General features: G+C 39.0%; 20 protein-coding genes. 11 read left to right on the top strand and 9 right to left on the bottom strand.

Going from position 1 to position 25,549, the window contains the following annotated elements; all coding sequences use genetic code 11:
• The first annotated feature begins 1 nt into the window (after window position 1).
• Window positions 2-1,399 carry an OprD family outer membrane porin gene (locus tag ACE2AL_RS14205; RefSeq protein ID WP_206085464.1) on the top strand — a complete coding sequence of 466 codons (1,398 nt, stop codon included), beginning with the start codon at window positions 2-4 and terminating at the stop codon, window positions 1,397-1,399.
• A gap of 206 nt (window positions 1,400-1,605) precedes the next feature.
• On the opposite strand, the gene ACE2AL_RS14200 is transcribed toward ACE2AL_RS14205, so the two are convergent.
• The 8 genes from ACE2AL_RS14200 to ybfF form a co-directional block, all read right to left on the bottom strand.
• The gene (locus ACE2AL_RS14200) at window positions 1,606-2,139 is read right to left on the bottom strand and encodes a polymer-forming cytoskeletal protein (protein WP_241016871.1); all 534 of its coding nucleotides are present in this window, start codon (window positions 2,137-2,139) and stop codon (window positions 1,606-1,608) included.
• A gap of 674 nt (window positions 2,140-2,813) precedes the next feature.
• On the bottom strand, window positions 2,814-3,263 hold the full coding sequence (fur, locus tag ACE2AL_RS14195) for a ferric iron uptake transcriptional regulator (protein ID WP_004256285.1): 450 nt from the start codon (window positions 3,261-3,263) through the stop codon (window positions 2,814-2,816).
• 266 nt (window positions 3,264-3,529) lie between these two features.
• A complete protein-coding gene (gene fldA / locus ACE2AL_RS14190) occupies window positions 3,530-4,057 on the bottom strand; it encodes a flavodoxin FldA (RefSeq protein ID WP_206085466.1) in 528 nt (175 codons plus the stop codon).
• A gap of 154 nt (window positions 4,058-4,211) precedes the next feature.
• Window positions 4,212-4,505: a LexA regulated protein gene (gene ybfE, locus ACE2AL_RS14185; protein ID WP_206085467.1), complete on the bottom strand. Its 294-nt coding sequence runs from the start codon at window positions 4,503-4,505 to the stop codon at window positions 4,212-4,214.
• A gap of 169 nt (window positions 4,506-4,674) precedes the next feature.
• Window positions 4,675-6,774, bottom strand: coding sequence for a type I secretion system permease/ATPase (locus ACE2AL_RS14180; RefSeq protein WP_375083625.1), 2,100 nt, complete (start codon window positions 6,772-6,774; stop codon window positions 4,675-4,677).
• Window positions 6,775-6,777: 3 nt separating this feature from the next.
• On the bottom strand, window positions 6,778-8,106 hold the full coding sequence (locus ACE2AL_RS14175) for an HlyD family type I secretion periplasmic adaptor subunit (protein WP_206086634.1): 1,329 nt from the start codon (window positions 8,104-8,106) through the stop codon (window positions 6,778-6,780).
• 14 nt (window positions 8,107-8,120) lie between these two features.
• Window positions 8,121-10,208 carry a type I secretion system permease/ATPase gene (locus tag ACE2AL_RS14170; protein ID WP_353167658.1) on the bottom strand — a complete coding sequence of 696 codons (2,088 nt, stop codon included), beginning with the start codon at window positions 10,206-10,208 and terminating at the stop codon, window positions 8,121-8,123.
• 214 nt (window positions 10,209-10,422) lie between these two features.
• The gene (ybfF, locus tag ACE2AL_RS14165) at window positions 10,423-11,199 is read right to left on the bottom strand and encodes an esterase (protein ID WP_272538761.1); all 777 of its coding nucleotides are present in this window, start codon (window positions 11,197-11,199) and stop codon (window positions 10,423-10,425) included.
• A gap of 321 nt (window positions 11,200-11,520) precedes the next feature.
• Between ybfF and seqA the strand changes: the two genes are divergently transcribed.
• The 7 genes from seqA (at window position 11,521) to ihfB (ending at window position 19,578) form a co-directional block, all read left to right on the top strand.
• Window positions 11,521-12,066, top strand: coding sequence for a replication initiation negative regulator SeqA (seqA, locus tag ACE2AL_RS14160; RefSeq protein WP_206086637.1), 546 nt, complete (start codon window positions 11,521-11,523; stop codon window positions 12,064-12,066).
• Between the two features lie 55 nt (window positions 12,067-12,121).
• A complete protein-coding gene (pgm, locus tag ACE2AL_RS14155; protein ID WP_206086638.1) occupies window positions 12,122-13,756 on the top strand; it encodes a phosphoglucomutase (alpha-D-glucose-1,6-bisphosphate-dependent) in 1,635 nt (544 codons plus the stop codon).
• A gap of 268 nt (window positions 13,757-14,024) precedes the next feature.
• Entirely contained in the window at window positions 14,025-15,116 is a 1,092-nt protein-coding gene (gene serC / locus ACE2AL_RS14150) for a 3-phosphoserine/phosphohydroxythreonine transaminase (RefSeq protein ID WP_206086639.1), read from the top strand.
• A 120-nt stretch (window positions 15,117-15,236) separates the two neighbouring features.
• Window positions 15,237-16,511 (top strand): 3-phosphoshikimate 1-carboxyvinyltransferase, encoded by a 1,275-nt coding sequence (aroA, locus tag ACE2AL_RS14145; RefSeq protein WP_375083624.1) that lies wholly within the window; start codon window positions 15,237-15,239, stop codon window positions 16,509-16,511.
• Window positions 16,512-16,702: 191 nt separating this feature from the next.
• Window positions 16,703-17,386 carry a (d)CMP kinase gene (gene cmk / locus ACE2AL_RS14140; protein WP_047756742.1) on the top strand — a complete coding sequence of 228 codons (684 nt, stop codon included), beginning with the start codon at window positions 16,703-16,705 and terminating at the stop codon, window positions 17,384-17,386.
• 174 nt (window positions 17,387-17,560) lie between these two features.
• Window positions 17,561-19,234, top strand: coding sequence for a 30S ribosomal protein S1 (gene rpsA / locus ACE2AL_RS14135; RefSeq protein WP_004909559.1), 1,674 nt, complete (start codon window positions 17,561-17,563; stop codon window positions 19,232-19,234).
• 56 nt (window positions 19,235-19,290) lie between these two features.
• Complete coding sequence (gene ihfB, locus ACE2AL_RS14130) at window positions 19,291-19,578, top strand: integration host factor subunit beta (protein WP_006813582.1); 288 nt, start codon at window positions 19,291-19,293, stop codon at window positions 19,576-19,578.
• Between the two features lie 20 nt (window positions 19,579-19,598).
• Here the strand turns inward: ihfB and ACE2AL_RS14125 are convergent, their stop codons facing one another.
• A complete protein-coding gene (locus ACE2AL_RS14125) occupies window positions 19,599-20,036 on the bottom strand; it encodes a hypothetical protein (RefSeq protein ID WP_375083623.1) in 438 nt (145 codons plus the stop codon).
• Between the two features lie 220 nt (window positions 20,037-20,256).
• Between ACE2AL_RS14125 and ACE2AL_RS14120 the strand changes: the two genes are divergently transcribed.
• Genes ACE2AL_RS14120 through lpxK form a run of 3 tightly spaced genes read left to right on the top strand, consistent with a single transcriptional unit; the run spans window position 20,257 to window position 25,397 of the window.
• Entirely contained in the window at window positions 20,257-22,620 is a 2,364-nt protein-coding gene (locus ACE2AL_RS14120) for a DNA internalization-related competence protein ComEC/Rec2 (protein ID WP_375083622.1), read from the top strand.
• A 36-nt stretch (window positions 22,621-22,656) separates the two neighbouring features.
• Window positions 22,657-24,402 (top strand): lipid A ABC transporter ATP-binding protein/permease MsbA, encoded by a 1,746-nt coding sequence (gene msbA / locus ACE2AL_RS14115; protein WP_206086643.1) that lies wholly within the window; start codon window positions 22,657-22,659, stop codon window positions 24,400-24,402.
• Entirely contained in the window at window positions 24,399-25,397 is a 999-nt protein-coding gene (gene lpxK / locus ACE2AL_RS14110) for a tetraacyldisaccharide 4'-kinase (protein ID WP_375083621.1), read from the top strand. The genes msbA and lpxK overlap by 4 nt, the downstream gene beginning before the upstream one ends.
• The last annotated feature ends 152 nt before the right edge of the window (window positions 25,398-25,549 follow it).

The raw sequence follows: 25,549 nt of genomic DNA, 5'->3' as shown, positions 1-25,549 counted from the left end.
AATGGTTAATAAACATGTCAATACTGGCAGGAAGTTGCTCGTCTTAAAAATCGCAATCGCGATGTTACCTATCGCGTATCAACCTATCACTCACGCTGAACAGTTTTTCGAAGATTCAAAACTCACTGGTGGGCTTTATTACTGGCAAAGGGATCGTTCCCGTAAGGATTTAGACCCAAATAGCGATAAATATAAAAAATATGCAGATAATCTGAAGCACTCTACATTTAATGCTAGCCTAGACTTTTCATCGGGCTATTTTCAAGATGTTATTGGTTTGGATTTAGCGGGTTTTACTGCCATCGAGTTATCTAACAGTGGGCCTGCTGCCCCCAATGAAATCGGTTTTAGTGACGCTAAATCACGCTGGGATGAAAAATGGACAGGCGATCGCAGTGGGGTGACATTTTATAAAGCTGCTGCAAAATTAAAATATGGCCCTTTCTGGGGGAGAGGGGGATATATTCAGCCAACGGGTCAGACCTTATTAGCTTCGCACTGGAGTTATATGCCTGGGACTTATCGTGGTCTAGAAGTTGGTGGTGTGTTTGATTTTGAACAAAACGGTGAGTTGAGCATGTCTTATATGTGGGCAGACCGTTATAAAGCACCGTGGTACCGTTCAATGTATGATTTCCGTGAAGCGGATGGTAAAACAGGGATCAGTTATTTGCACTCAATTGGGTTTAAATATGATTTTAAAAACAATTTAGTGTTAGAAGGGGCTTATGGCCAGGCAAAAGATTATATGGATCAGTATTTTGCTAAAGTTTCATATGCCGTGCCTGTGGCTGAACGCGATTTACGTCTCTCATATCAATTCTATGGTTCAAAAGACAAGGTTTCTGATGGCGGTGTTAATGATGTTTATGATGGATTAGCATGGTTGCAAGCGATGACATTAGGGTATACCTATGAGGAGTTTGATTTTAAAGTTGAAGGAACCTATGTTAAAGCAGAAGGTAATCAAGGCTACTTTTTGCAACGTATGACTCCTGGTTGGGCGACATCGAATGGACGTATGGATATTTGGTGGGATGGTCGTTCAGACTGGAACGCCAACAATGAAAAAGCGTTATATGCTGGTGTGATGTATGATCTTAAAAACTGGGATCTTGCGGGTTGGAAAGTGGGGACATCCTATATTTATGGTTGGGACGCAAAACCAAGTACTAACTCCCAATATGCCCAAGATGTGCGTTTAAAAGAAAGTGCGTGGAATTTTGATATATTATATACCGTTCAAACAGGTCGAGCAAAAGACACTCTCTTTAAGTTACACTTCACCAAATATGATAATCATACCGATATCCCTAGTTATGGTGGTGGTTATGGAAATATCTTCCAAGATGAAAAAGATATTAAATTTATGGTAATGATGCCATTTACGGTTTTTTAATGAGTTAAGTAAATAGCGGTTACCATTGTAATATCTATAATGGTAACCAACTAAAAATACACATAGCATATATATGCAATATCAAACTATTAAATAGAATAAGAAAATATACTTATATTTAAAGTTTGAAATTTAAAAATAAGGTGGGGATAGATCCACCTTATTTTTAATATGTAGTCATTATCCTAGTACAGAAAAACAAATGATTATAACGAAGCAATTCCTTTATCATCTTCATTATTAGTGATAGGCGTATCATGTTTTATTTTATCTTTTAATTTTGTGACTTTATCCATATGAGAAACACTATTTTTGACTTTAGCTTGTCCTGAAAGGATGCCGCCTTTTTTAATCGATAAACTGCTGTAGTGAATTGTTCCATGGACTTCGCCATTATTTTCGATACTAATGGACTCAGAGACGCACTCACCCTCAACTTGGCCATTAATAATCAATTCTTTACAAGTAATATTACCCGTCACTTGGCCGTTGAGCATAACTTTTACAGTATTATCTTTCCCTGTAATATTGCCAACCACCTTGCCGTAAATATGCACTTGCTCGTTAGATGTTATGTTGCCTTCAAACATAACATCCCTTGAGATAATTGTATTCGATTTTTCTTCACTAAGCGTTGGGGTTGATATCGTAACTTGTTCTTCTATCTTAGAAATAATATCAGGTTCACGAATTGTAGTTGTTTCTTCTAGAGCTTGTTTGTTTTGTCTTTTGGTGAACATTTTACTTACCTTTTTTTGATTGAAGTATAAGATCAAGAACAGAATTGATAATACAAATGAAAATAAGGTGATGGCAGTATGACGAAAAAACCATCCTATTAAAGTAAGAAACCAGAAGAAAAAACTAGTGTTAATAAAAAGATATGTTTTTTTCATCAGTTAATCTCTTACGAAGTACGAGAGTAATCCAAATAAGTCTAGCTAAAAATATATGAATTACATCATATAATTGTAATTTAACTTTTTTATTACACTAATCTTGCTTATTAAATTAAAAGCAAGCCAAAATTTGGTCGTAATATGTTGAACTTATTTTAGACATTAATTAGATAAATCATATGACAGTGATATAAAAAACAGATGCAATGTATGTTTTAAATGACGTTATGCATCACTATGATACCATTGTAAATATTTTAAAATAGAGAGATGAATTTATCCGACAAACAATATAAAGGATTTGAAGTGAATTGCAACTTATTATAGAACACTTCAATATTTCACCTTAATGACATATTTTAGTGATAAATATAAAGTGAATAAGATAAATTATGGGTATTCTAACTGGAAAAGGTTAATTTATCGGTGAATTGATGCAATAAAAAAGCCTGATAACGATAGCATCAGGCTTTTGAAGAATGGGTCACCATCAAGTTACGATGGCGATTAATTTATTACTCTTTTGCTTCGTGTGCGTCAGCGTTATCGCGGCAATCACCATCAGCACAGTGGCCATATAAGTATAAGCTGTGGTTAGACAGTTTAATACCATGGCGAGCAGCGATATTTTTTTGGCGGGTTTCAATCGACTCGTCAGTAAACTCAATCACTTTACCACAATCTAAACAAATTAGGTGGTCATGGTGATGTTGCTGAGTTAATTCGAATACAGATTTTCCACCCTCGAAATTATGGCGTGTAACGATACCTGCATCATCAAATTGGTTCAATACACGGTATACAGTCGCTAGCCCGATCTCTTCGCCCATGTCGATCAGCTTTTTATAGAGATCTTCCGCACTGACGTGGTGGCACTCAGGCTCCTGAAGTACTTCCAAAATCTTAAGTCTTGGAAGAGTGACTTTGAGTCCAGCATTTTTCAATGCTTTATTGTTGTCTGTCATGCGGGTTTGTCCTGTATCTTAAATCATAAATTTAACAATAATGAGACATTTTTAACATAAAACCAGTTGTCTTCTAAACTGATTTACAATTATAGGCATGGAAAATAAAAATAGAAACCATGCATTGTCTCATTATTTTGATAATCTCTTATAAGTCTATCCAATAAGGATATTTAATCGATTATTTTAGACTGAATGATGCTCTGAGGTGGTACATTTTGAGCGGAAAATGATTCAATCTATCAGCAACACATATTTTTAATCGACTAGCCGAGAATTTCAGCTAATGACATTTCTTCAGAGATTTGTTTGACCCATGCATCCACTCGTTCATCTGTTAATTCAGGTTGGCGATCTTCGTCAATCGCTAAGCCGATAAAGTGGTTGTCATCCGCCATACCTTTAGAAACTTCGAAGTGGTAACCTTCAGTAGGCCAGTGTCCAACAATCACCGCACCTCGTGGCTCGATGATATCGCGAATTGTGCCCATCGCATCACAAAAATATTCTGCGTAGTCTTCTTGATCTCCACAACCAAAGAGCGCGACAAGCTTACCGTCAAAATCAATTTCTTCTAATGTTGGGAAAAAGTCATCCCAATCACATTGTGCTTCGCCGTAATACCAAGTTGGAATACCAAGAAGTAGAATGTCAAAAGCCTCAATGTCTTCTTTGCTACACTTAGCAATATCATGAACTTCTGCTACATCTTTGCCTAATCTTTCTTGGATCATTTTGGCAATATTTTCTGTGTTACCTGTATCACTTCCGAAGAAAATACCGATGACTGCCATAAACTGATTAACCTCTTGTTTTTCTAAGAGAGAAAGAAGGAATTTCTCAACTTCTAGAACTCATTTAGAACGAAAATAAATAGAATTTTATGCCTTATTCTGGCGAAAAAACTTTTATAAGTCTGTCAAATTTGTGTGATTTACTAAGAGAGCGTTACTTGAGTATTGTCTCATCAACGTGCTGAAGTTGTGACATCAAGATTTCTTCTATTAATTCACTGCGGCTTATATTTTTTTCTTCAGCTAACTGATTGAGCACAGTAACAGCTTCTTCATTTAGTTTAAGTTCAACTCGACGCAACCCCTTCACTTTATCGCGTTTTAGTTGGTTGCGTTTGTTTATCCTTAGTTGTTCATCCCGTGATAGCGGGCTTGTCTTAGGTCGCCCAGGCCTTCGTTCCTCAGCGAACAAATCCAGAGTTGTACGATCAGTTTGTTCTTTTGCCATGTCTATAATTGCTAAAAGGGTGTGCCAATAATTCAGCGCGCCATGATACCCTAGCTCATCACGCAGTGCTATAGCTTGGAAGTAAGCGAGTGAGCCTGATAGGTTAAAAAAAGTACGCTTTTAGGAAAAAAGCACCACTTGCTATCTAAGTGATGCTTTTTTAGGCATTTTATTGTGTTTGCTGTTGCCATAAACGCGCATAAAGCCCATTCGATGCAAGGAGGTTTTTATGCGTATCCATTTCAATAACTTTCCCTTGTTGAATAACACAAATTTTATCAGCATGCATAATTGTGTTTAGCCGATGTGCGATGCTAATAACTGTTCTGCCTTGGGCAATTAAATGCATATTTGCCATAATTGCAGCTTCTGACTCATAATCGAGAGCCGAAGTGGCTTCATCAAGAATTAAAATATCTGGTTCAGTCAGCAAAGCGCGGGCCAAGGCAATTCGTTGGCGCTGCCCCCCAGAAAGGTTCAACCCTTTTTCTGCTAAGGCTGAATTGAAGTTATCTGGTAAAGACATAATGAAATCATAGGCACCCGCGAGTTTTGCCGCTTGGATCACTTTTTCATCTGATGCTTGGGGGGCACTTAAGCGAATGTTATCAGCAATACTTCCAACAAATAGTGTACTTTCTTGTAAAACCACACTCATTTTTCGGCGCAGTGATACTGTATCTGCGACAGCTAAATCCATTCCATCTACAATAACTTGACCATGCTGTGGTACATAAAGCCGCTGTAAGAGCTTAGTTAACGTACTTTTCCCTGAGCCTGAAGGGCCAGTAATACCAATAAACTCGCCTGCTTTAACCGACAACGAGAGATTATTGAGAACCTCAGGCGTATCGGCCTGATAACGAAATCGAATATTTTGAAACTCGATTTGCCCCTGAATAGCGGAAGAACTTGAAATACCTTTTCGTTCATTTTCTACTGGTTTATCAAGAATATCACCGACACGACGTAGGGATACTATAGTGTGTTGAAAATCCTGCCAAACTTGTGCAAATCGAAGAACAGGCTGAGTCACATGTGCACTTAGCATATTAAATGCCACTAATTCACCAGGGGTTATTCCTCCGTTTAAAACCTCTTTAACACCGACCCACAATAGGATTGCGGTGGTGATTTTACTCACTAGGGTCATCAATTGTGTTGCAATTTCACTGCGCATAGAGACTTTGAAGTTTTGCTGTAATTGCTTACTGAATATTTTTTCCCAACGGTTATTAAAATATTTCTCTGTCGCAGTGGTTTTAATAGTTTCAATCCCCGTAATACTTTCGGTGAGAAATGTCAGCCCATTTTCATCTGCTTGGTAGGATTTTTCAGTTTGCTGGCGGATCATGGGGCCTAAAGCCATCCATAAAATAAAAAATACCCCCATTGAACCCAGTAAAATCCAAGACATCACACTGCTATAGGAAAATAAGACGGCGATAAATAAGATCACAAAGATAAAATCAATAAACAGCATTAACGTAGAGCCAGTTAAAAACTGCCTGATATGTGCGAGTTCACGGATCCGCGCAATAATTTTCCCCGTTGGACGTAGTTTAAAATAATTGAGCGGCAGTGCCATTAAATGGCGATAAATTTTCCCAGATAGTTCAGCGCTAATCTGGCTACTGGTATGGCTGAAAATTTTATTGCGAATAAAGCCGTACAGAGGTTCAGCAATGGCAATCGCAAAGATAGCTAACGCAATGATATGCAGATTAGAGAGGCTTCGCCCCACTAAAACCTTATCAATCAAGTTTTGAAATAATAAAGGACTCACTAATGCAAAGAGTTGAATTACTGCAGAAAGAATAAAAATATTCCGTAATTTCGCCGTCTGCCGCATGATAGAGGGAATGAACCAGTTAAAGCCGAATGCTTTTTTTTGTTCAGGTTCCAATTGCTCTTTGAATAACAAAATGTCGAGTTCAGTATGCTGCTCAACCCCAGCGTCTAAAATTGCGTGCTGCTGATTACCTACAGGGTCAATTAGGATCAGCTCTTTTTCTCGATGTAACACTTGCCAAGTTCCCTTTATATAAGCAAGTGCGGGGAGGGGAACATGTTCGAGTTTTGAATACGGCAAAGCAACCAGTTCTGTTTCATACCCTAACATATGGGCACATTCCCGCATTTCCCAATCTGTTGGGGAGGTGTTTTGCATTCCAATCGCATGCCTAAGTTGGTCAGCAGAGACATTTTTATGGTAATAATTTGCCATCCAAACTAAAGCATCTAAGCCATGGTTATTGATTTGTTCCATTGATTATTTTTCTCTCATCGCGTTAGAGGTATATTCATTAATAGGGCTAAGTAGGTAATCAATAATTCGGCGTTTATTCGTTTTTATTTCAGCTACGATGGAAAGCCCAGGCGTGAGTTCGATGTTTTCACCATCAACGAATAGTTCTTTTTTGTTAAGCCCTATTTGGCCGAGAAAAACTAACCCAAGGTTTTCGTCTTGGGTGCTATCGCGTGAAACAGAGATAATTTCACCTTCAATGGTGCCATAACGGGTGTAAGGGAAGGCGTCAATTTTGACATCGGCTTTCAAACCTTCGTGAATAAAGCCAATATCTTTATTTAAGATTTTTATTTCGGCGAGTTGGACATGGCTATTTGGCACGATCACCATGAGTTGTTGAGCGGGTTGAAGTACGGCGCCAAGGGTATAAGTGGCAAGTTGTTGAACGGTACCATCAACAGGCGCTCGAATAACTTCTAATTGGTTCCTTTCTTGGTTTTTCAATAACTCTTGTTGGAGTGAAACTTGTTTAAACACCGCTTGTTTGTATTTATCATCCCATTCTTGTTTTTTTTGCGCCTTGATTCTGTCTTGTCTTTCGACTAATGCATGGTGCTGAGCGAGTAGTGTAGACAGCTCAGATTGCTTAGTGATTTTTTCTTTTTTTGCAATTAAGAGCTCCCGCTCTTGTTCTAAAAACTCTTTTTGGCTAATCAACTGTTTTTGAGTCAATGAATGGTGTGCATCAAGGCGTTTTTTAATATTACTTATCAATGCATTAATTGAATTCAACTCATTTCTTCTAGCTTGTTGATTAACAACATTAAGCTGCATTTCATTGCTAATTTCATTAATGAGTGACTCAAATTCAGCTTGTTGAGTTTGATAACTTGCCAGCGCACTTTTTTGCTCGGTGCCTGTTAATTGATTAAACGGCGGTAATTTAGCAATGGGTTGTTGGGACAACAAAGCTTGATGAATTAAAGCCTCTGCCACGTGAAAACTATGTTGATAGTTTAGGCTCAGAATATCTTGATCAACACCGAGTACATTAACGGTTAATAATGGATCGCCTTGTTTGACACTCTGACCATCCTCGACATGAATATGCTGTAGGCGACTTAATTCAAATGCTTGAATTAATTGTGTACGGCCAGAAACAATCAATTTTCCCTGTGCGGTGGCTTGAATATCTAACTTGCCAAAATATGACCAAGCTACGGCAATAAAAATACCAAAGCTAATGCTTATCGCGACATACATGGCTAAATATGAAGGTGGTGTTTTTAAAATAGCCAAGTGCGAAGGTAAAAAACTGTTATAACGGTTTCGTTCTAATCGATGTTTCATGTTGCGTCCATGCCTTATTTTAGAGACTGTTGTAGTGTCCATAGGTGCTTATAAAAATTACCTTGCTCGATAAGCTGCTGGTGGCTACCTTGCTCAATAATTTTTCCATCTTGCATCACAATGATCCGCTGGTGGTGGCGGATGGTTGATAAACGGTGAGCGATGGTAATCACGGTTCTCCCCTTGGCTATTACATGCATATTTTCTTGAATAACCGCTTGGGACTCATCATCTAAAGCACTAGTTGCTTCATCAAAAATAATGACTTTAGGGTTTGCCAGTAAGGTGCGAGCAATTGCGATACGCTGTCTTTGCCCTCCAGAAAGCGAAGTTCCACCTTCTGCGAGCACCGTGTCATAGCCCATTGGTAATTTAAGAATAAAATCATGAGCGCCAGCCATTTTGGCGGCATAAATTACCTCATCCATTGACGCGTTAGGGGCTGTCTGAGCAATGTTATGAAAAACTGATTGGCTAAATAGATAATTTTCTTGTAATACAATGCCGATTTGTTGTCTGAGTGAATTTAAATTGATAGTGGATAAAGGCATATTATCAACATATACGGCGCCGCTTTCCGGTGTATAAAGCCGCAATAGTAGGCGAGCAAGGGTACTTTTCCCTGAGCCTGATGTACCGACAATCCCGATGGTTTCCCCTGCTTTAATATTTAAATTAAAGTTTTTAAGGATATAAGGCATGTTGGGTTGGTAACGAAATGAGATATCTTTAAGAACAATATTTCCTTTGATGGATGGGGTGTTTTCTTTATTATTTTGTTCGATAGGTAAGTTTATGATTTGTGATAATTTTTCTATGGCAACATTGGTACGGATATAGTCTCCCCATAATTTAACCAGTTTGACCAGCGGCTGATTGGCGTGACTCACCATCATATGAAAAGCGATAAACTGACCGATTGTCATTTGCAAGGCTAATACTTCAGAAGCGCCAACCCATAACACAATGGCACTCGTGACCTTCTCAATGACCATGACTAAATGTTCAGAACGAGAACTAATTTGGCCAGAAACAAAGTTAGTTTGGCTCATATCAGAGGTTTGGTGATCCCAACGGCGGATAAAATTAGGTTCAACTGATAAGCTTTTTGCTGTTTCAATACCATTAATGCTTTCTGTTAGGAAAGAGGTATTAATGGCAATATTGGTAAATTGTTGCTGGGCAGCGGATTCAATTTTAGGGGTTAACCACCAAGCTAATACCAGATAAAGAGGGATAGAACATAAAAATATTAATGTGAGTGTTGTAGAGATTAAATTCATCACATAAATAAAGACAAATAAAAATAAGACATCTACGCACAATGTGAAAAAACTACTGGTTAAAAATTCTCGTATTGTTTCTAATTCTTTGACTCGAGTAACAATAGCACCGATTTGTCGATTTTTGAAAAAGGGAATCGGGAGCCGTAATAAATGATTGACAAGTTTAAGACCAAGGGTCATATCAATACGATTTACAGTATGATGGTAAATATATTCACGCAGCCCCTTTAATATTACCTCGATAAATGCCGCAACGATTAAACCAAAAATTAAAACATCTAAAGTCATTAAGCTATTATGAATTAAAACTTTATCCATAATAACTTGCATTACAATAGGTGAGACTAACGCTAAAATTTGGAGAATAAATGAGAAAAATAAAACCCAAAGAATGATAGCTTTATATTTCATAAACTCAACTTGAAACCATGTTATATCAAATTGGCCTTGTTTCAGACTGACATGCAACCAGTCTCCACTCCAATGTTGTTGTAGTTGTGTGATGTCCCAGATTTCAGGTGGGGAGTTACCAAACTTCTGAATAAGAACTTGTTCATTATTTTTATTAGCTAATAAAAATGCTTCACCCTGTTTATCATATAAAATAACAGGGCAAGTGAGCTTGGAAATATTTTTTGATTTTTGATGTTTTTTTTTGCAGTTAATATAATGATTTTTTTTGATTAGTTTAACTTTTTCACTGTAGCTGATGGTTTTATGTATTAATTCCTCAAGTTTATTGGTGTTGGTTTGCCCTGATAATTTGGCAATGATATTAATAAAGTATAGAGTTGATTGTTCATGAATACTTTTCATTATTTGAATTGATCATTCCTTTGAATATATAAAACAAAGCTAAACTATGGCCATATTTTGTATTTAATTTAATAAGATAATACAGGCTTTAATATTGCCTGTGTATTGAAGTTTGTCTTATTCTTTTATTCAAAGTTAAATTATTATGGTGAATGACTAAGATAAAGATATTGAAATATAGTGCTACTTTTCAATATCTTTATAAAGAAAGGAATTAATGAGGAATAGATAAAAAACGGTGGATAGCTCTTAATACATGGTCGGGTTTTTCTGCGTGCACCCAGTGCCCTGTATCTGCAACAACCCATGCCTTTGCGTTTGGGAATTGCTTTGCAATCTCATCTTTATACTCTGCCTGTACATAAGGTGAATTACCGCCGGGGATCAATAAGACTGGTTTATCCCATGTTGGCACGGTTTCCCACCCAATAATTTTTTCATAATTCGCTTTAAGTGCAGGAATATTAAACTTCCATTCCCCTTGTTTAAAGGATTTAAGTAAAAACTGGATAACACCTTCCTCGTTTATTTCGTCTCGCATAATAGCAGCGGCATCTTGGCGATTTTTTGCTTGCTCAGTGGTCACTGCATCTAGTGCTGCAAAAATTTTATCGTGACGGCGCACTTTGTATGCAACTGGAGCAATATCAATGGCGACAATTTTTTCAATAAAATCAGGGGCAATTTCAGTTGCTGCCATAGCAATTTTACCACCCATAGAGTGACCGATTAAAATCGCACTTTCATAACCTAATGATTTGATAAGAGTAATAACATCTTGTGCCATTTGTTGGTAAGACATCTGCTCAGCACGAAAAGAATCGCCATGGTTGCGAACATCAATTTGAACAGTATCGAAATAGTGTTGAAGGTCGCGACCAAGTACACCCAAATTATTGAGGTCGCCAAACAATCCATGAATAAGAACGACAGGGCTATTGCTCAGTGGATTTTCGGGTTTATGAATAGTATGGTTGAGTAACAGAGTCATATTTTTCTTATCAAAAATTAGGGAAGTGAGACACTTATCATGTCATGGCTATAAAGAAAATCCAAATATTCGAATAAGCATCTTAAATATTAAGGTCATTGGCTAGGTCAATAGAATAGCAGGCGTAAGAAGTTAAATTCAGAAAATTGAATATGACTACGGATTAAAAAGACCTAAAGCGATAGAACGATAACACACTGAAATATCATCAAACTTAGCAGAATGTTTACTTTAAGTTATTGAAATTTTAATTGTTTTGTTTTTTTTAAAACTGTCTTATAATCACACCGCAAATTTTAGTTAAATAAGTACTGGGAAAAAATGAAAACGATAGAAGTTGATGAAGAGCTTTACCGCTATATTGCGAGCCATACACAGCATATCGGTGAAAGTGCATCGGATATCTTGCGCCGTATGTTAAATTTCAAATCCGGGCAGCCAGTACCAGTTAAAGAGATTAGTCAGGCACAACCGGTGGTTAAGGTCGAACCCGCAGCGAGTACACCTGTGGTGGCACAAAATCCAGTTAGAGTCGTTCGAGAATTATTATTGTCTGATGCTTATGCTGAAAAAAGCAAAGCTATCGACCGCTTTATGTTGATTTTATCAACACTGTACAGTTTAGATGCAAAACGTTTTGCCAGCGCAACTGAGCTCATGCATGGTCGTACTCGTGTTTATTTTGCGGGTGATGAGCAAACATTGCTTGCTGCAGGTAAACAATCTAAACCTCGTCATATCCCAGGTACGCCTTACTGGGTGATAACGAATACAAACACGAATCGCAAACGCAGTATGGTTGATGCCATCATGCAGGAAATGCAATTTCCAGCCAATGTGATTGAAAAAGTGAGTAATACAATTTAATAACTGAATTTCACTGATGTTGATAACCAAGCATCAGTGCTTTGGGAGAAAACAAGTGACAATACATGAACGTGCAGGGCAGCTTCCGTTTCAAAGTGACTTGATCAATGTCGCTCAATTAACCGCTCAATATTATACGCAGCAGCCTCAGCCAGGAAATGCTTCACACGCCGTTAAATTTGGTACTTCTGGCCATCGCGGTAGTTCGTTACGCAAGAATTTCAATGAAAATCACATATTAGCAATTGCGCAGGCTATTGCAGATTTACGTAAACAACAAGGTGTTACGGGGCCTTGTTATGTTGGTAAAGATACACATGCATTGTCTGAAGCGGCGTTCATTACAGTGGTTGAGGTATTAGCAGCGAATCAAGTTCATGTGATTGTTCAGGAGAATAACGGCTTTACGCCAACACCTGCGGTCTCTCATGCAATTTTAAGTTATAACCAGTCTCATACTGATATAGCGGATGGCATTGTCATCACGCCATCTCACAATCCACCAGAAGATGGTGGGATCAAATACAATCCAGCTAATGGTGGCCCAGCTGATACTGATTTAACATCAGTCATTGAAAAACATGCCAACCAATTATTGGTAGATAACCTCGTTGGTGTTAAACGTTTAAATTTTGATGTTGCAATGGCAAGTGAATACGTTACAGCACAAGATTTGATCATGCCTTATGTGGTTGCGCTTGGTGAAGTTGTTGATATGGCGGCAATTGCGAAGTCAGGGCTGAAAATAGGTGTTGACCCATTAGGCGGCTCAGGCATTGAATATTGGAAAAAAATTGCAGAATATTATCAACTAGATATCGAGATTGTTAATGACCAATTAGATCAAACCTTTCGTTTTATGCCTCTTGACCATGATGGTGTTATCCGTATGGATTGCTCATCTAGTTGGGCAATGGCGGGCTTATTAGGGATGAAAGAGAAGTTTGATTTAGCATTTGCTAATGATCCCGATTATGACAGACACGGCATTGTGACACCAGATGGTCTAATGAACCCTAATCATTATCTTGCCGTTGCGATTGACTATTTATTTCAACATCGCCCGCAATGGGGGAAAGAGGTCGCTGTTGGCAAAACACTGGTTTCCAGTGCGATGATTGACCGCGTTGTTAACGACATTGGTCGTGAACTGGTTGAAGTGCCTGTCGGGTTTAAATGGTTTGTTGATGGCTTATTTAGTGGGAAACTGGGTTTTGGTGGTGAAGAAAGCGCGGGTGCATCATTCCTTAAATTCGATGGTACGCCTTGGTCAACAGATAAAGACGGTATTATCCTGTGCTTGTTAGCAGCTGAAATCACAGCGGTTACAGGCGAAAACCCGCAGCAGCGTTATAATAAATTGGCCAAGAAATTCGGAGCCCCAATTTATAATCGCATTCAGGCCAAAGCCACACACGAAGAAAAAGCTAAGCTGAGTAAATTATCTCCAGAAATGGTTGCAGCTGATATGTTAGCAGGGGATAAAATTACCCAGCGCTTAACGACGGCTCCAGGTAATGGCGCATCCATTGGTGGGTTAAAAATTATGACGGATTATGGCTGGTTTGCCGCAAGGCCTTCAGGAACAGAAGAAGCTTACAAAATTTATTGTGAAAGTTTCCGTGGTGAAGAGCACCTTCGCCTCATTGAAAAGGAAGCCATCGAAATTGTGAGTAAAGTGATCAGTTAATCAATCCCTTCGTTTGAATATCCCGCATTGTTACTTTCGGTAGCAGTTCGGGATATTATCTGTTTTTTATCGTTAATTTCTTCATAAAATTAGGGTTGTTGAGAGTGTGACGAGATTAACAAAATTCTTTTCTTTATTCTGCCCCAAATTCCCCTATAACTTTTCATTATCGCGCGACAATAACCGTTGCAGCTAAAGGCTCACAATGGTACAACTTTAAGCATCTGTGTGAATTTTGCTAACGATAATTGAAGATAGGGTGAGGTCAATGAGTCAGGTTTATAATTTCAGTGCAGGTCCAGCAATGCTACCTGTCGAAGTGATGCGTCGTGCTGAACAAGAATTTTGTAATTGGAAAGGCTTAGGTGTTTCGGTAATGGAAGTCAGCCATCGTGGAAAAGACTTTATTGAAGTGGCGTCCGAAGCAGAACAAAACTTACGTGACTTATTAAATATTCCAGATAACTATAAAGTACTATTCTGTCATGGTGGAGCCCGCGCTCATTTTGCTACTTTGCCAATGAATTTATTAGGGGGCAAAACAACTGCAGATTATATTGTTAGTGGTTATTGGTCAGAATCAGCAGCGAAAGAAGCTGAAAAATACTGCAAGCCGAACGTCATCAACATTACAGAAGAAAAAGATGGCGTTGCAAGCTTAAAACCTATGAGCGAGTGGCCTTTAAGTGATGATGCGGCCTATGTACATTATTGTCCTAATGAAACGATTGGTGGCTTAGCAATCCATGAAGAACCTGATTTCCCCGAAGATAAAATTATCGTTGCGGATTACTCATCTTCCATCCTTTCTAAACCTATCGACGTTAGTCGATATGGCGTGATTTACGCAGGCGCTCAAAAAAATATTGGGCCTGCGGGGCTAACTATTGTCATTATTCGTGAAGATTTATTAGGTAAAGCATCACCGCAAACGCCGTCAGTATTTGATTACACAGTATTAGCAAAGCACGATTCGATGTTTAATACCCCACCAACATTTGCGTGGTATTTAGCGGGTATGGTTTTCAAATGGCTGAAAGCGCAAGGCGGTTTGCAAGAAATGGCAAAACGCAATTATGAAAAATCACAGTTACTCTATAATGCGATTGATGATAGCCAGTTTTATATCAACCGCGTTGCGGTAGAAAACCGTTCTTGGATGAACATACCATTCCAAATGCAAAACCCTGCGTTAGATGCCAAATTTATCGAAGAGGCAAAAGACCAAGGGCTACTTTCACTAAAAGGCCATAAAGTGGCTGGTGGTATGCGTGCGTCTATCTATAATGCGATGCCATTAGATGGTGTGCAGGCATTGGTTGATTTTATGGCTGATTTCGAACGCCATCACGCTCAATAATGAGATTTACCGACTGAAATAGGATGTTCAGTCGGTTATTTGTGCCCTCACGATTCGATTAAAAAGAAAATAGGGTCAAATTTTATTTACTTGCCAACTTCACTGGAGAAACTGCTTTTTATGCAATCCCTGACATTACAACCTATCTCTTCAATTAACGGCACCATCAACTTGCCAGGGTCAAAAAGTGTCTCAAATCGTGCACTGTTATTAGCTGCCATGGCCAAAGGAACGACCACACTCACTAACTTATTAGACAGTGATGATATTCGCCATATGCTGAATGCATTAAGCTTGCTAGGTGTGAATTATCAACTTTCTGAAGATAAAACACGTTGTCGAGTGGAAGGTTTGGGGGGGAATTTATCTCACCCTGATGTGCTAGAAATATTTTTAGGAAATGCGGGAACAGCAATGCGCCCACTAACCGCTGCTTTGTCATTGAGCCACAATGACATTGTGCTCACAGGCGAACCTCGTATGAAAGAGCGCCCAATTGGTCACTTAGTGGATTCGCTAAGAGAAGGTGGTGCTGTCATTGAATATTTAGAGCAAGAAAATTACCCCCCAATTCGCCTGAAAGGTGGTTTTGTCGGTGGGGAAATTTCGGTTGATGGCTCAGTATCAAGCCAGTTTTTAACTGCGTTATTAATGGCAGCCCCTCGATCTGAGCAAGACACGACCATTTCAATTATTGGAGAGTTAGTCTCTAAGCCGTATATTGATATAACATTAGCGTTGATGAAAACCTTTGGTGTTGAAGTCGAAAATAATCAATACCAGAACTTTATCATTAAAGGCCAGCAACAATATCAATCACCAGGTGAATATTTGGTCGAAGGTGATGCATCTTCTGCTTCTTATTTCTTAGCGGCAGCGGCGATTAAAGGCGGCACTGTACGCGTCACAGGTATTGGCCGTAACAGTTTGCAAGGTGACACTAAGTTTGCAAACGTGCTTGAAAAAATGGGTGCAACCATTCGCTGGGGGGATGATTTTGTTGAATGTGAACGTGGAACATTAACAGGGATTGACATGGACATGAATGCTATCCCTGATGCCGCAATGACAATTGGTACTGTTGCATTATTTGCCGAAGGTGAAACGGTTATTCGCAATATTTATAATTGGCGTGTAAAAGAAACTGACCGGTTATATGCGATGGCAACTGAGCTACGTAAAGTGGGTGCAGAAGTAGAAGAAGGGCACGATTATATTCGAGTGATACCGCCGAAAAAATTACAGCATGCTGAAATTGAAACGTATAATGACCATCGTATTGCGATGTGCTTTTCTTTAGTTGCACTCTCAGATACAGCAGTAACTATCTTAGATCCAGGTTGTACAGCAAAAACTTTCCCCGACTATTTTGAACAGTTAGCTCGATTAAGTTAATCATCCGATGAAAAGGGTTGATAGCAAAGTCTAAATATCAACCTTTTTCATTCCGCATAGAAATCAACTTTCTCTTAATTTATTGCAATCATCAGAACCTGCTTATTTCACAAAATTGATGAATTGGTATAATACCTTCACTGAATTCAATTGTAGGTAGCCGAGGCTATTTGCAGGAAAGGAGATTTTTTATGGTGGCAATCGCCCCTGTAATCACGGTTGATGGACCTAGCGGAGCAGGTAAAGGCACCCTTTGCCAAGCATTGGCAAATGATTTTGGATGGCAACTTTTAGACTCAGGTGCAATTTACCGTGTACTGGCATTGGCTGCACTGCATCATCATGTAGATATCCAATCAGAAGATGCATTAGTGCCTTTGGCTGCAAATTTAGATGTTCGTTTTGTTCCTGAAGAAAATGTATTAAAAGTGATCTTAGAAGGGGAAGACGTTTCCAATCAGATCAGAACAGAAACTGTTGGTAATACAGCCTCACAAACCGCGACATTTCCTCGTGTTAGAGAAGCATTATTAAGACGTCAGCGCGCATTTCGCACGATGCCAGGTTTAATTGCAGATGGTCGTGACATGGGAACTGTTGTGTTTCCTGACGCACCAGTGAAAATTTTCCTTGACGCCTCAGCGGAAGAACGCGCACATCGGCGCATGAAGCAGTTGCAAGAAAAGGGCTTTGATGTTAATTTTGAACGTCTTTTAAGCGAAATAGAGGAGCGTGATTTTCGTGATCGTAACCGTTCCGTTGCGCCTCTTGTTGCCGCGAAAGACGCATTAGTGCTGGATTCCACAAGTATGTCTATTGAGGAAGTTATTGAAAAAGCACGCACCTACGCAAAAAAAATTCTACAATTATCGTGATAATAGGCTTTATTTTAGCTTATAATTAGATAATATACGCACTTACCGCTATGTTGGTTATTTTATTAGCATAGCATTAACCTTACGACATGGAACGTTGTCGGGTATGTGAAACAACCCCATTTGGCGGGAAGCTAAGTGGACGTTAATTAAAAACTCTTGAAGATCATTAATATGACTGAATCTTTTGCTCAACTCTTTGAAGAATCCCTGCAGAATATTGAAACTCGTCCTGGTTCTATCGTCCGTGGTACTGTTGTTGCCATCGACAAAGACGTAGTCCTGGTTGACGCAGGTCTTAAATCAGAATCTGCTATCCCAGTAGAACAGTTCAAAAATGCTCAGGGTGAGCTAGAAATCCAAGTTGGCGACGAAATCGATGTGGCTCTGGATGCAGTAGAAGATGGTTTCGGTGAAACTATCCTGTCTCGTGAGAAAGCGAAACGTCATGAAGCATGGCTGATGCTGGAAAAAGCTTACGAAGAAGCTGAAACTGTAACTGGTGTTATCAACGGTAAAGTTAAAGGTGGTTTCACTGTTGAACTGAATGGCATTCGTGCGTTCTTACCAGGTTCACTGGTAGATGTACGCCCAGTTCGTGATACTACTCACTTGGAAGGCAAAGAGCTTGAGTTCAAAGTAATCAAGCTGGATCAGAAACGCAACAACGTTGTTGTTTCTCGTCGTGCTGTAATTGAATCTGAAAGCAGCGCTGAGCGCGATCAACTGCTGGAAAACCTGCAAGAAGGCATGGAAGTTAAAGGTATCGTTAAGAACCTTACTGACTATGGTGCATTCGTTGATCTGGGCGGTGTTGACGGCCTGCTGCATATCACTGACATGGCTTGGAAACGTGTTAAACACCCAAGCGAAATCGTCAACGTTGGTGATGAAATCAATGTTAAAGTTCTGAAATTCGACCGTGAGCGCACTCGTGTTTCTCTGGGTCTGAAACAACTGGGCGAAGATCCTTGGGTCGCAATCGCTAAACGTTACCCAGAAGGTACTAAACTGACTGGTCGCGTTACTAACCTAACTGACTACGGTTGCTTCGTTGAAATCGAAGAAGGCGTTGAAGGTCTGGTTCACGTTTCAGAAATGGATTGGACTAATAAAAACATCCACCCATCTAAAGTTGTTAACGTTGGTGATGTTGTTGAAGTTATGGTTCTGGATATCGATGAAGAACGTCGTCGTATCTCACTGGGCCTGAAACAATGCAAATCTAACCCATGGCAGCAATTTGCAGAAACTCACAACAAAGGCGACCGCGTTGAAGGTAAAATCAAGTCTATTACTGACTTCGGTATCTTCATCGGACTGGACGGCGGCATCGATGGCCTGGTTCACCTGTCTGACATCTCCTGGAACGTTGCAGGCGAAGAAGCAGTTCGTGAATACAAAAAAGGTGACGAAATCGCAGCTGTTGTTCTGCAAGTCGACGCAGAGCGTGAGCGTATTTCTTTAGGTGTTAAACAGTTAGCTGAAGATCCATTCAATAACTACTTAGCAGCAACTAAGAAAGGCGCAATCGTAACTGGTAAAGTTATCGCGGTTGATGCTAAAGGTGCAACTGTTGAGCTGACTCTGGGCGTTGAAGGTTACCTGCGTGCATCAGAAGCTTCACGTGACCGTGTTGAAGATGCAACTCTGGTTCTGAACGTTGGTGATGATGTTGAAGCTAAATACACTGGTGTTGATCGTAAAAACCGTGTAATCAACCTGTCTGTTCGCGCTAAAGACGAAGCTGATGAGAAAGACGCTGTTGCAGCTGTGAACAAGCAAGAAGATACAGCATTCGGCAACAACGCTATGGCTGAAGCTTTCAAAGCAGCTAAAGGCGAATAATTAAGTGGGGGCAACGGTAATGTTGCCCCTTTGTAGCGGTAGTTTAGGGAGGTACTATGACCAAGTCTGAGTTAATTGAAAGACTGGCTAGCCAGCAATCTCATCTTTCAGCAAAAACCGTTGAGGAAGCTGTAAAGGAAATTCTTGAGCATATGGCTGATACGTTAGCTAGCGGTGAGCGTATTGAAGTCCGTGGTTTCGGCAGTTTTTCTCTTCACTACCGTGCACCACGAGTTGGCCGTAACCCAAAAACAGGTGACAAAGTGGAACTGGAAGGTAAATATGTTCCCCACTTCAAGCCAGGTAAAGAGTTGCGTGATCGTGTAAATATTTACGGTCAATAATAGACTGTAAATCTTAATTATTACATCAAACAGCGCTTGTGTTTAACATGGCGCTGTTTTTTTATATCCTGACCAACACCAACACCAACACCAACACCAACACCAACACCAACACCAACACCAACACCAACACCAACACCAACACCAACACCAACACCAACACCAACACCAACACCAACACCAACACCAACACCAACACAACAACACCAACACCAACACCAACACCACACCAACACCAACACCAACACCAACACCAACACCAACACCAACACCAACACCAACACCAACACCAACACCAACACCAACACCAACACCAACACCAACACCAACACCAACACCAACACCAACACCAACACCAACACCAACACCAACACCAACACCAACACCAACACCAACACCAACACCAACACCAACACCAACACCAACACCAACACCAACACCAACACCAACACCAACACCAACACTATTTTTAGAATAAGCGAAAATAATCGTATGAAAACAAAAATAGTATTTAACTACGTATGACTGCGAAGCGCTTCGCAAAAATTTTGTAATTAATATTCTTTATTAAATGCTTTTGGGAAGTTCGTTCTAACGTTGTATTTATGAATTAAAAGTTAAACCAATAAAGGCTAAGTTAGGTATAAGGTTTAAAAATAGATAAAAAATAAAATTACAATGAAAAACTTTCAAAACAATAATAGGATATGGAAATATAAAGACACAAAATTATCCTTAACATTGGTATCATTCGCTGTTATCGGTGGGGTATTACCTTTGTTATTTATACCTAATCTTTTAAATATTGATGATTCAATTTTTATTTTGTTTTCTTCTGTTTTTTTATTATTTATACGTTTTGTAAATAAAACCCTAAAATTAGTTTTGTTAGTAATGGTTTTCTTTCTATGGGGAAATTGGCATGGTAATAATATAAATAGTAATATAAATTTTTTATCTGAAAGATATCATTATCTGGACATAACAGTCACCAGCTTATCAACTGAAAATAAAGAACAAAAACTAAAAGTTAAAATTGATAAGGTTAATAATAAAGTAATTTACCCACCGCTTTATGCAATATGGAAAAGTAAAGAAATTATATGTGCAGGGCAATCATGGCGAATTAATAGCAAACTAAAGCCTTTACATAACTCTTTGAATGAAGGTAGTTTCGATCAACAACGGCATCAATTAGCGCAACGGGTTGTTGGTATACTAAAGAATAAAGAAAATATGGTATTGGATCCTGAATGCTCCATAAGGCAAAAAATAATCAATAATTTTATAGAGCCACTTAGTGTCTTAAGAAATGTAGGGATTATTTATGGATTAATGTTTGGAGAAAGAACATTATTGTCTGAAAAACACTCGCGTTTATTACAGCAGACTGGTTTAACTCATTTAATGGCGATTTCAGGCTTGCATATTGGGTTGGCTTACTATTTAGGGATTCTTATAGCCAGAGGCATACAATATGTGCTTCCCATTCGTTTTATGAATCAGGTTCTCCCTATTGTATTGGGATTAGTATTAGCATTTTTGTATTCATGGGTCTCTGGCTTTGCAATTCCAGCGACTAGGGCATTGTTTTCACTGATTTTATGGGTCTATATTCGAAACAGCCCATCATTATTCTTTTCTTGGCAGTGGGCACTTTGGAGTATTGCAGGCATTTTACTATTTGACCCACTTGCTATTTTATCAGATAGCTTTTGGTTATCGAGTTTTGCTGTTTTAGCTATTTTGTATTGGTTGACCGTTTTTCCATTACCTGCACATCTAATTCAAACGAAAGTTATTGGCAAAGTCATAGGTTTAGTACATTTACAGGTTGGGTTATTGATTTTATTAATACCAATGCAAGTAATTGTATTTAATGGTGTTAATGTCATGAGCATATTTGCCAATTTATGGTTTGTTCCATTGATATCTTGGGGAGTAGTACCCGCAATATTGGCTATTTTTTTAATACCAAATCTAACATTACAAAATTTAATTTTTGGTTTTATAGATAGAGTCATTGATTTTGGATTGCTTCCGCTACCTTTTTTTAGCCGCTATTGGATAGATCTTTTTCATATACCCTATTACCTATTATTTATTTGCTGGTCTATAGCGCTAATATGCCTATTTAGGTGGTATAAAACGTATTTTTCTCTTATTGGGTGCATTGTGGTTTTGATTTTAGTAGAGCGGAGCAACGATAAAAAGCCAGTGCATGACTGGAGTATGACATTACTCGATATTGGGCATGGCTTAGCTGTTATTATTGAGCAAAATAATTTAGCTTACCTATATGATACTGGAAACTCTTGGAAAGGGCATAGCAATGCCAAAAGGCAAATAATTCCTTTTTTAAAACAAAGAAATATAATACCGATGGGAATTATTTTAAGCCACAATCATTTGGATCATACTGGAGGGGTCAGTGACTTAATTAAGGAATATCCGTGGTTGAATTTACGAAGTAGTTTTGGAATTCATTTAGCTAAATCTAAGCAAAAGAAATCGAATAAGTTTAAAAAGATGATGAATCTACCTTGCGTTAAAGGACAAAAATGGCAATGGGGAAAGTTGATGTTTGAAGTTTTGTGGCCAGAAAAATTATCCGCTATTTCTCATAATAATGATTCATGTGTTATACAGTTTACAGATGGATACCATAAAATCTTATTGACTGGAGATATTGAAAAGAAGGGAGAAGAAAAATTAGTTGAAACTTATAAACATAGCCTCCATTCTTCTATTTTGTTTGCGCCTCATCATGGAAGCCAAACATCATCAACTAACTTATTGTTAAGAAATGTTCAACCTGAAATGGTTCTCGTTTCATCGGCAAGGTATAGCGCATGGAAAATTCCGTCGGAAAAGGTCTATCAAAGGTACAAAAAAAATAATATCCATTGGTTAAATACTGCAGAGAAAGGGCAGTTAACATTATGGTTTAACAAAGAAAATATCAGTGCACGTAGCTACCGCGATGAAATTTCTCCGCGTTGGTATCATCTGTGGTTTGGCTTACCGCTGTTTCCCGAGTAGAATAGTGCGCTTACATTAAGTCTGGTAATTAAAAGTATGAATGATAAAGACCTTTCGACAAAACAAACTTTTCGCCGCTTATGGCCGATTATTGCGCCTTTTAAAGCGGGCTTAATTGTTGCAGCAATTGCTCTTATTATAAACGCTGCTGGCGATGCGTTTATGATTTCGTTATTAAAACCTTTATTGGATGAAGGTTTCGATAAAGCCGATAACGATGTATTAAAATGGCTCCCACTCGCCGTATTAGGTTTAATGGTTGTCCGTGGTGGTTCTAGTTTTGTCTCAACTTATTGTGTTTCTTGGGTTGCAGGTAAAGTTGTGATGAATATGCGCCGTAAACTTTTTGGCCATATGATGGGAATGCCAGTGAGTTTTTTCGACCAACAATCCACGGGAACGCTTTTATCTCGAATTACCTATGATTCAGAACAGGTTGCGTCGTCATCTTCAGGTGCATTAATTACAATTATCCGTGAAAGTGCTTATATCATCGGCTTATTTACGATGATGTTTTACTATAGCTGGCAATTATCACTCATTTTGATTGTTATCGCGCCTATCGTGTCCATTACTATCCGAATTGTTTCTAAGCGTTTTCGTAAGATCAGTAAAAATATGCAAACAGGTATGGGGCATGTCACTGCAAGTGCGGAACAAATGCTAAAAGGACACAAAGAAGTTTTAATTTTTGGTGGCCAAAAAGTTGAAACTGAGCGTTTTTATAAAGTTAGTAATAATATGCGCCGCCAAAATATGAAGATGGTGACCGCGTCGGCAATTTCAGACCCCATTGTGCAGCTGATTGCCTCATTTGCCCTTGCATTCGTTTTGTATGCAGCAAGTTTTCCTGATATTCGCGATGAACTCACCTCTGGTACTATTGCCGTTGTTTTCTCATCTATGTTTGCATTGATGCGCCCGTTAAAATCATTAACGAACGTCAACGCGCAATTTCAGCGTGGAATGGCGGCTTGCCAAACGTTGTTTGCTATCTTAGATTCCGAACAAGAAAAAGATGAAGGGACTAAAGTTCTCAAGGATGTGAAGGGTAATATCAAATTTGAGAATGTAACTTTTACTTATGCAACAAAAGATCATCCTGCATTAGATGATATTTCTTTTACTTTGCCAGCAGGAAAATCCGTTGCGTTAGTTGGACGTTCAGGCTCTGGTAAATCGACAATTGCCAACCTAATCACGCGCTTTTATGACATTGATAAAGGTTCTATCCAAATTGATGGCCATGATATTCGTGATTACACACTGTCATCATTGCGTAGCCAAGTTGCTCTTGTATCGCAACATGTTTACCTTTTTAACGATACGATAGCGAATAATATTGCTTATGCAACGGATGGAAGCTATAGCCGTGAGCAAATTGAAAAAGCGGCTGAAATGGCTTATGCCATGGACTTTATTGCTAAGCTTGATAAAGGGTTAGATACCGTTATTGGTGAAAACGGTGTCATGCTTTCAGGTGGACAACGCCAGCGTATTGCAATTGCACGTGCTTTATTACGTGATGCACCAATTTTGATCCTTGATGAGGCGACATCAGCACTTGATACTGAATCAGAACGTGCAATCCAAGCTGCACTTGATGAGTTACAGAAAAATAGAACATCATTGGTAATAGCGCACCGGTTATCAACAATTGAAAATGCAGATGAAATTTTAGTTGTACAAGATGGTCATATCATTGAGCGTGGAACACATACATCGTTGCTAGCGCAAAATGGGGCTTATTCTCAATTACATAGTATTCAATTTAAACAATGATAGAACGTATTTGGTCCGGTAAATCATGGCTGTATGTATTACTATTGCCGTTATCTTTTCTTTATGGATTGATAGCAATAATACGCCATTCAGCTTATAAAGTCGGACTAAGTCGCTCTTGGAAAGCACCAATACCTGTGGTTGTGGTGGGAAACCTCACAGCTGGAGGTAATGGCAAAACGCCAGTGGTAATCTGGTTGGTTGAGTCGCTGGTAAAAGAAGGCTATCGAGTGGGGGTGGTGTCTCGCGGTTATGGTGGAAAAGCAGAGAGTTACCCACTTGTTCTTGATGAAAATACGTCAACAACAGCTGCTGGTGATGAGCCTGTTCTAATTTACCATCGTACTAAAGCCCCCGTTGCAGTAGCCCCTAAACGTAGTGATGCAGTCAAAGCACTTCTGGCCGTGCACGAATTGGATGTGGTCATCACTGATGATGGTTTGCAGCATTATGCATTGCAACGTGATTATGAAATCGTTGTGATTGATGGTCAGCGTCGTTTCGGTAATGGGTGGTGGCTACCTGCTGGGCCCATGAGAGAACGAGCGGGGCGTTTAAATAGTGTGAATGCATTAATTGTCAATGGTGGGCAGCCAGAGGGGCGTGAAGTATTGATGACCCTAGAAGGTGACACTGCGGTTAATATTGTGACTTCAGAAAATCAGCCTGTTACCCAGCTTCAATCAGTAGTTGCAATGGCTGGAATTGGGCATCCGCCTCGTTTTTTTGCCTCTTTAGAGCATAAAGGGCTTACGTTGATGAATACCCACGCTTTTGCTGACCACCAAGATTATGAGCAAAAACAACTTGCTGCTCTTGTTAAACCTACCCAAAGCTTACTGATGACTGAAAAAGATGCCATTAAATGCCGCTCATTTGCACAGCCAAATTGGTGGTTTTTACCTGTAAAGGCGCAATTATCATCCAATGGTGAGCAAAAAATCCTAAGTGAAATAAAAAAACTTATCACAAATAACAAAAATGCTTGCCACTAACACTTCACTATGATAATAATATCGCCACTGTGATATAGGTCTAATTATTATGTATCTAGATACAATACAGTAATAATTGGATTTTATACTAGCTTAATTTCACGCTCCGTTCTTTAGTTAGTCTTCATATCCTCGCACATCAACGCTGTTAA

Origin of the sequence: Providencia xihuensis (assembly GCF_041953405.1) — a bacterium.
Lineage (GTDB): Bacteria > Pseudomonadota > Gammaproteobacteria > Enterobacterales > Enterobacteriaceae > Providencia > Providencia vermicola.
The sequence above is the reverse complement of the archived record's forward strand: the minus strand, read 5'-3'. Positions and strand labels throughout refer to the sequence as shown.

Coding starts and splice junctions, on each gene's coding strand:
- ACE2AL_RS14205 (WP_206085464.1), top strand. CDS start 2: ATGGTTAATAAACATGTCAATACTGGCAGGAAGTTGCTCGTCTTAAAA.
- ACE2AL_RS14200 (WP_241016871.1), bottom strand. CDS start 2,139: ATGTTCACCAAAAGACAAAACAAACAAGCTCTAGAAGAAACAACTACA.
- fur (WP_004256285.1), bottom strand. CDS start 3,263: ATGACAGACAACAATAAAGCATTGAAAAATGCTGGACTCAAAGTCACT.
- fldA (WP_206085466.1), bottom strand. CDS start 4,057: ATGGCAGTCATCGGTATTTTCTTCGGAAGTGATACAGGTAACACAGAA.
- ybfE (WP_206085467.1), bottom strand. CDS start 4,505: ATGGCAAAAGAACAAACTGATCGTACAACTCTGGATTTGTTCGCTGAG.
- ACE2AL_RS14180 (WP_375083625.1), bottom strand. CDS start 6,774: ATGGAACAAATCAATAACCATGGCTTAGATGCTTTAGTTTGGATGGCA.
- ACE2AL_RS14175 (WP_206086634.1), bottom strand. CDS start 8,106: ATGAAACATCGATTAGAACGAAACCGTTATAACAGTTTTTTACCTTCG.
- ACE2AL_RS14170 (WP_353167658.1), bottom strand. CDS start 10,208: ATGAAAAGTATTCATGAACAATCAACTCTATACTTTATTAATATCATT.
- ybfF (WP_272538761.1), bottom strand. CDS start 11,199: ATGACTCTGTTACTCAACCATACTATTCATAAACCCGAAAATCCACTG.
- seqA (WP_206086637.1), top strand. CDS start 11,521: ATGAAAACGATAGAAGTTGATGAAGAGCTTTACCGCTATATTGCGAGC.
- serC (WP_206086639.1), top strand. CDS start 14,025: ATGAGTCAGGTTTATAATTTCAGTGCAGGTCCAGCAATGCTACCTGTC.
- aroA (WP_375083624.1), top strand. CDS start 15,237: ATGCAATCCCTGACATTACAACCTATCTCTTCAATTAACGGCACCATC.
- cmk (WP_047756742.1), top strand. CDS start 16,703: ATGGTGGCAATCGCCCCTGTAATCACGGTTGATGGACCTAGCGGAGCA.
- rpsA (WP_004909559.1), top strand. CDS start 17,561: ATGACTGAATCTTTTGCTCAACTCTTTGAAGAATCCCTGCAGAATATT.
- ihfB (WP_006813582.1), top strand. CDS start 19,291: ATGACCAAGTCTGAGTTAATTGAAAGACTGGCTAGCCAGCAATCTCAT.
- ACE2AL_RS14120 (WP_375083622.1), top strand. CDS start 20,257: ATGAAAAACTTTCAAAACAATAATAGGATATGGAAATATAAAGACACA.
- msbA (WP_206086643.1), top strand. CDS start 22,657: ATGAATGATAAAGACCTTTCGACAAAACAAACTTTTCGCCGCTTATGG.
- lpxK (WP_375083621.1), top strand. CDS start 24,399: ATGATAGAACGTATTTGGTCCGGTAAATCATGGCTGTATGTATTACTA.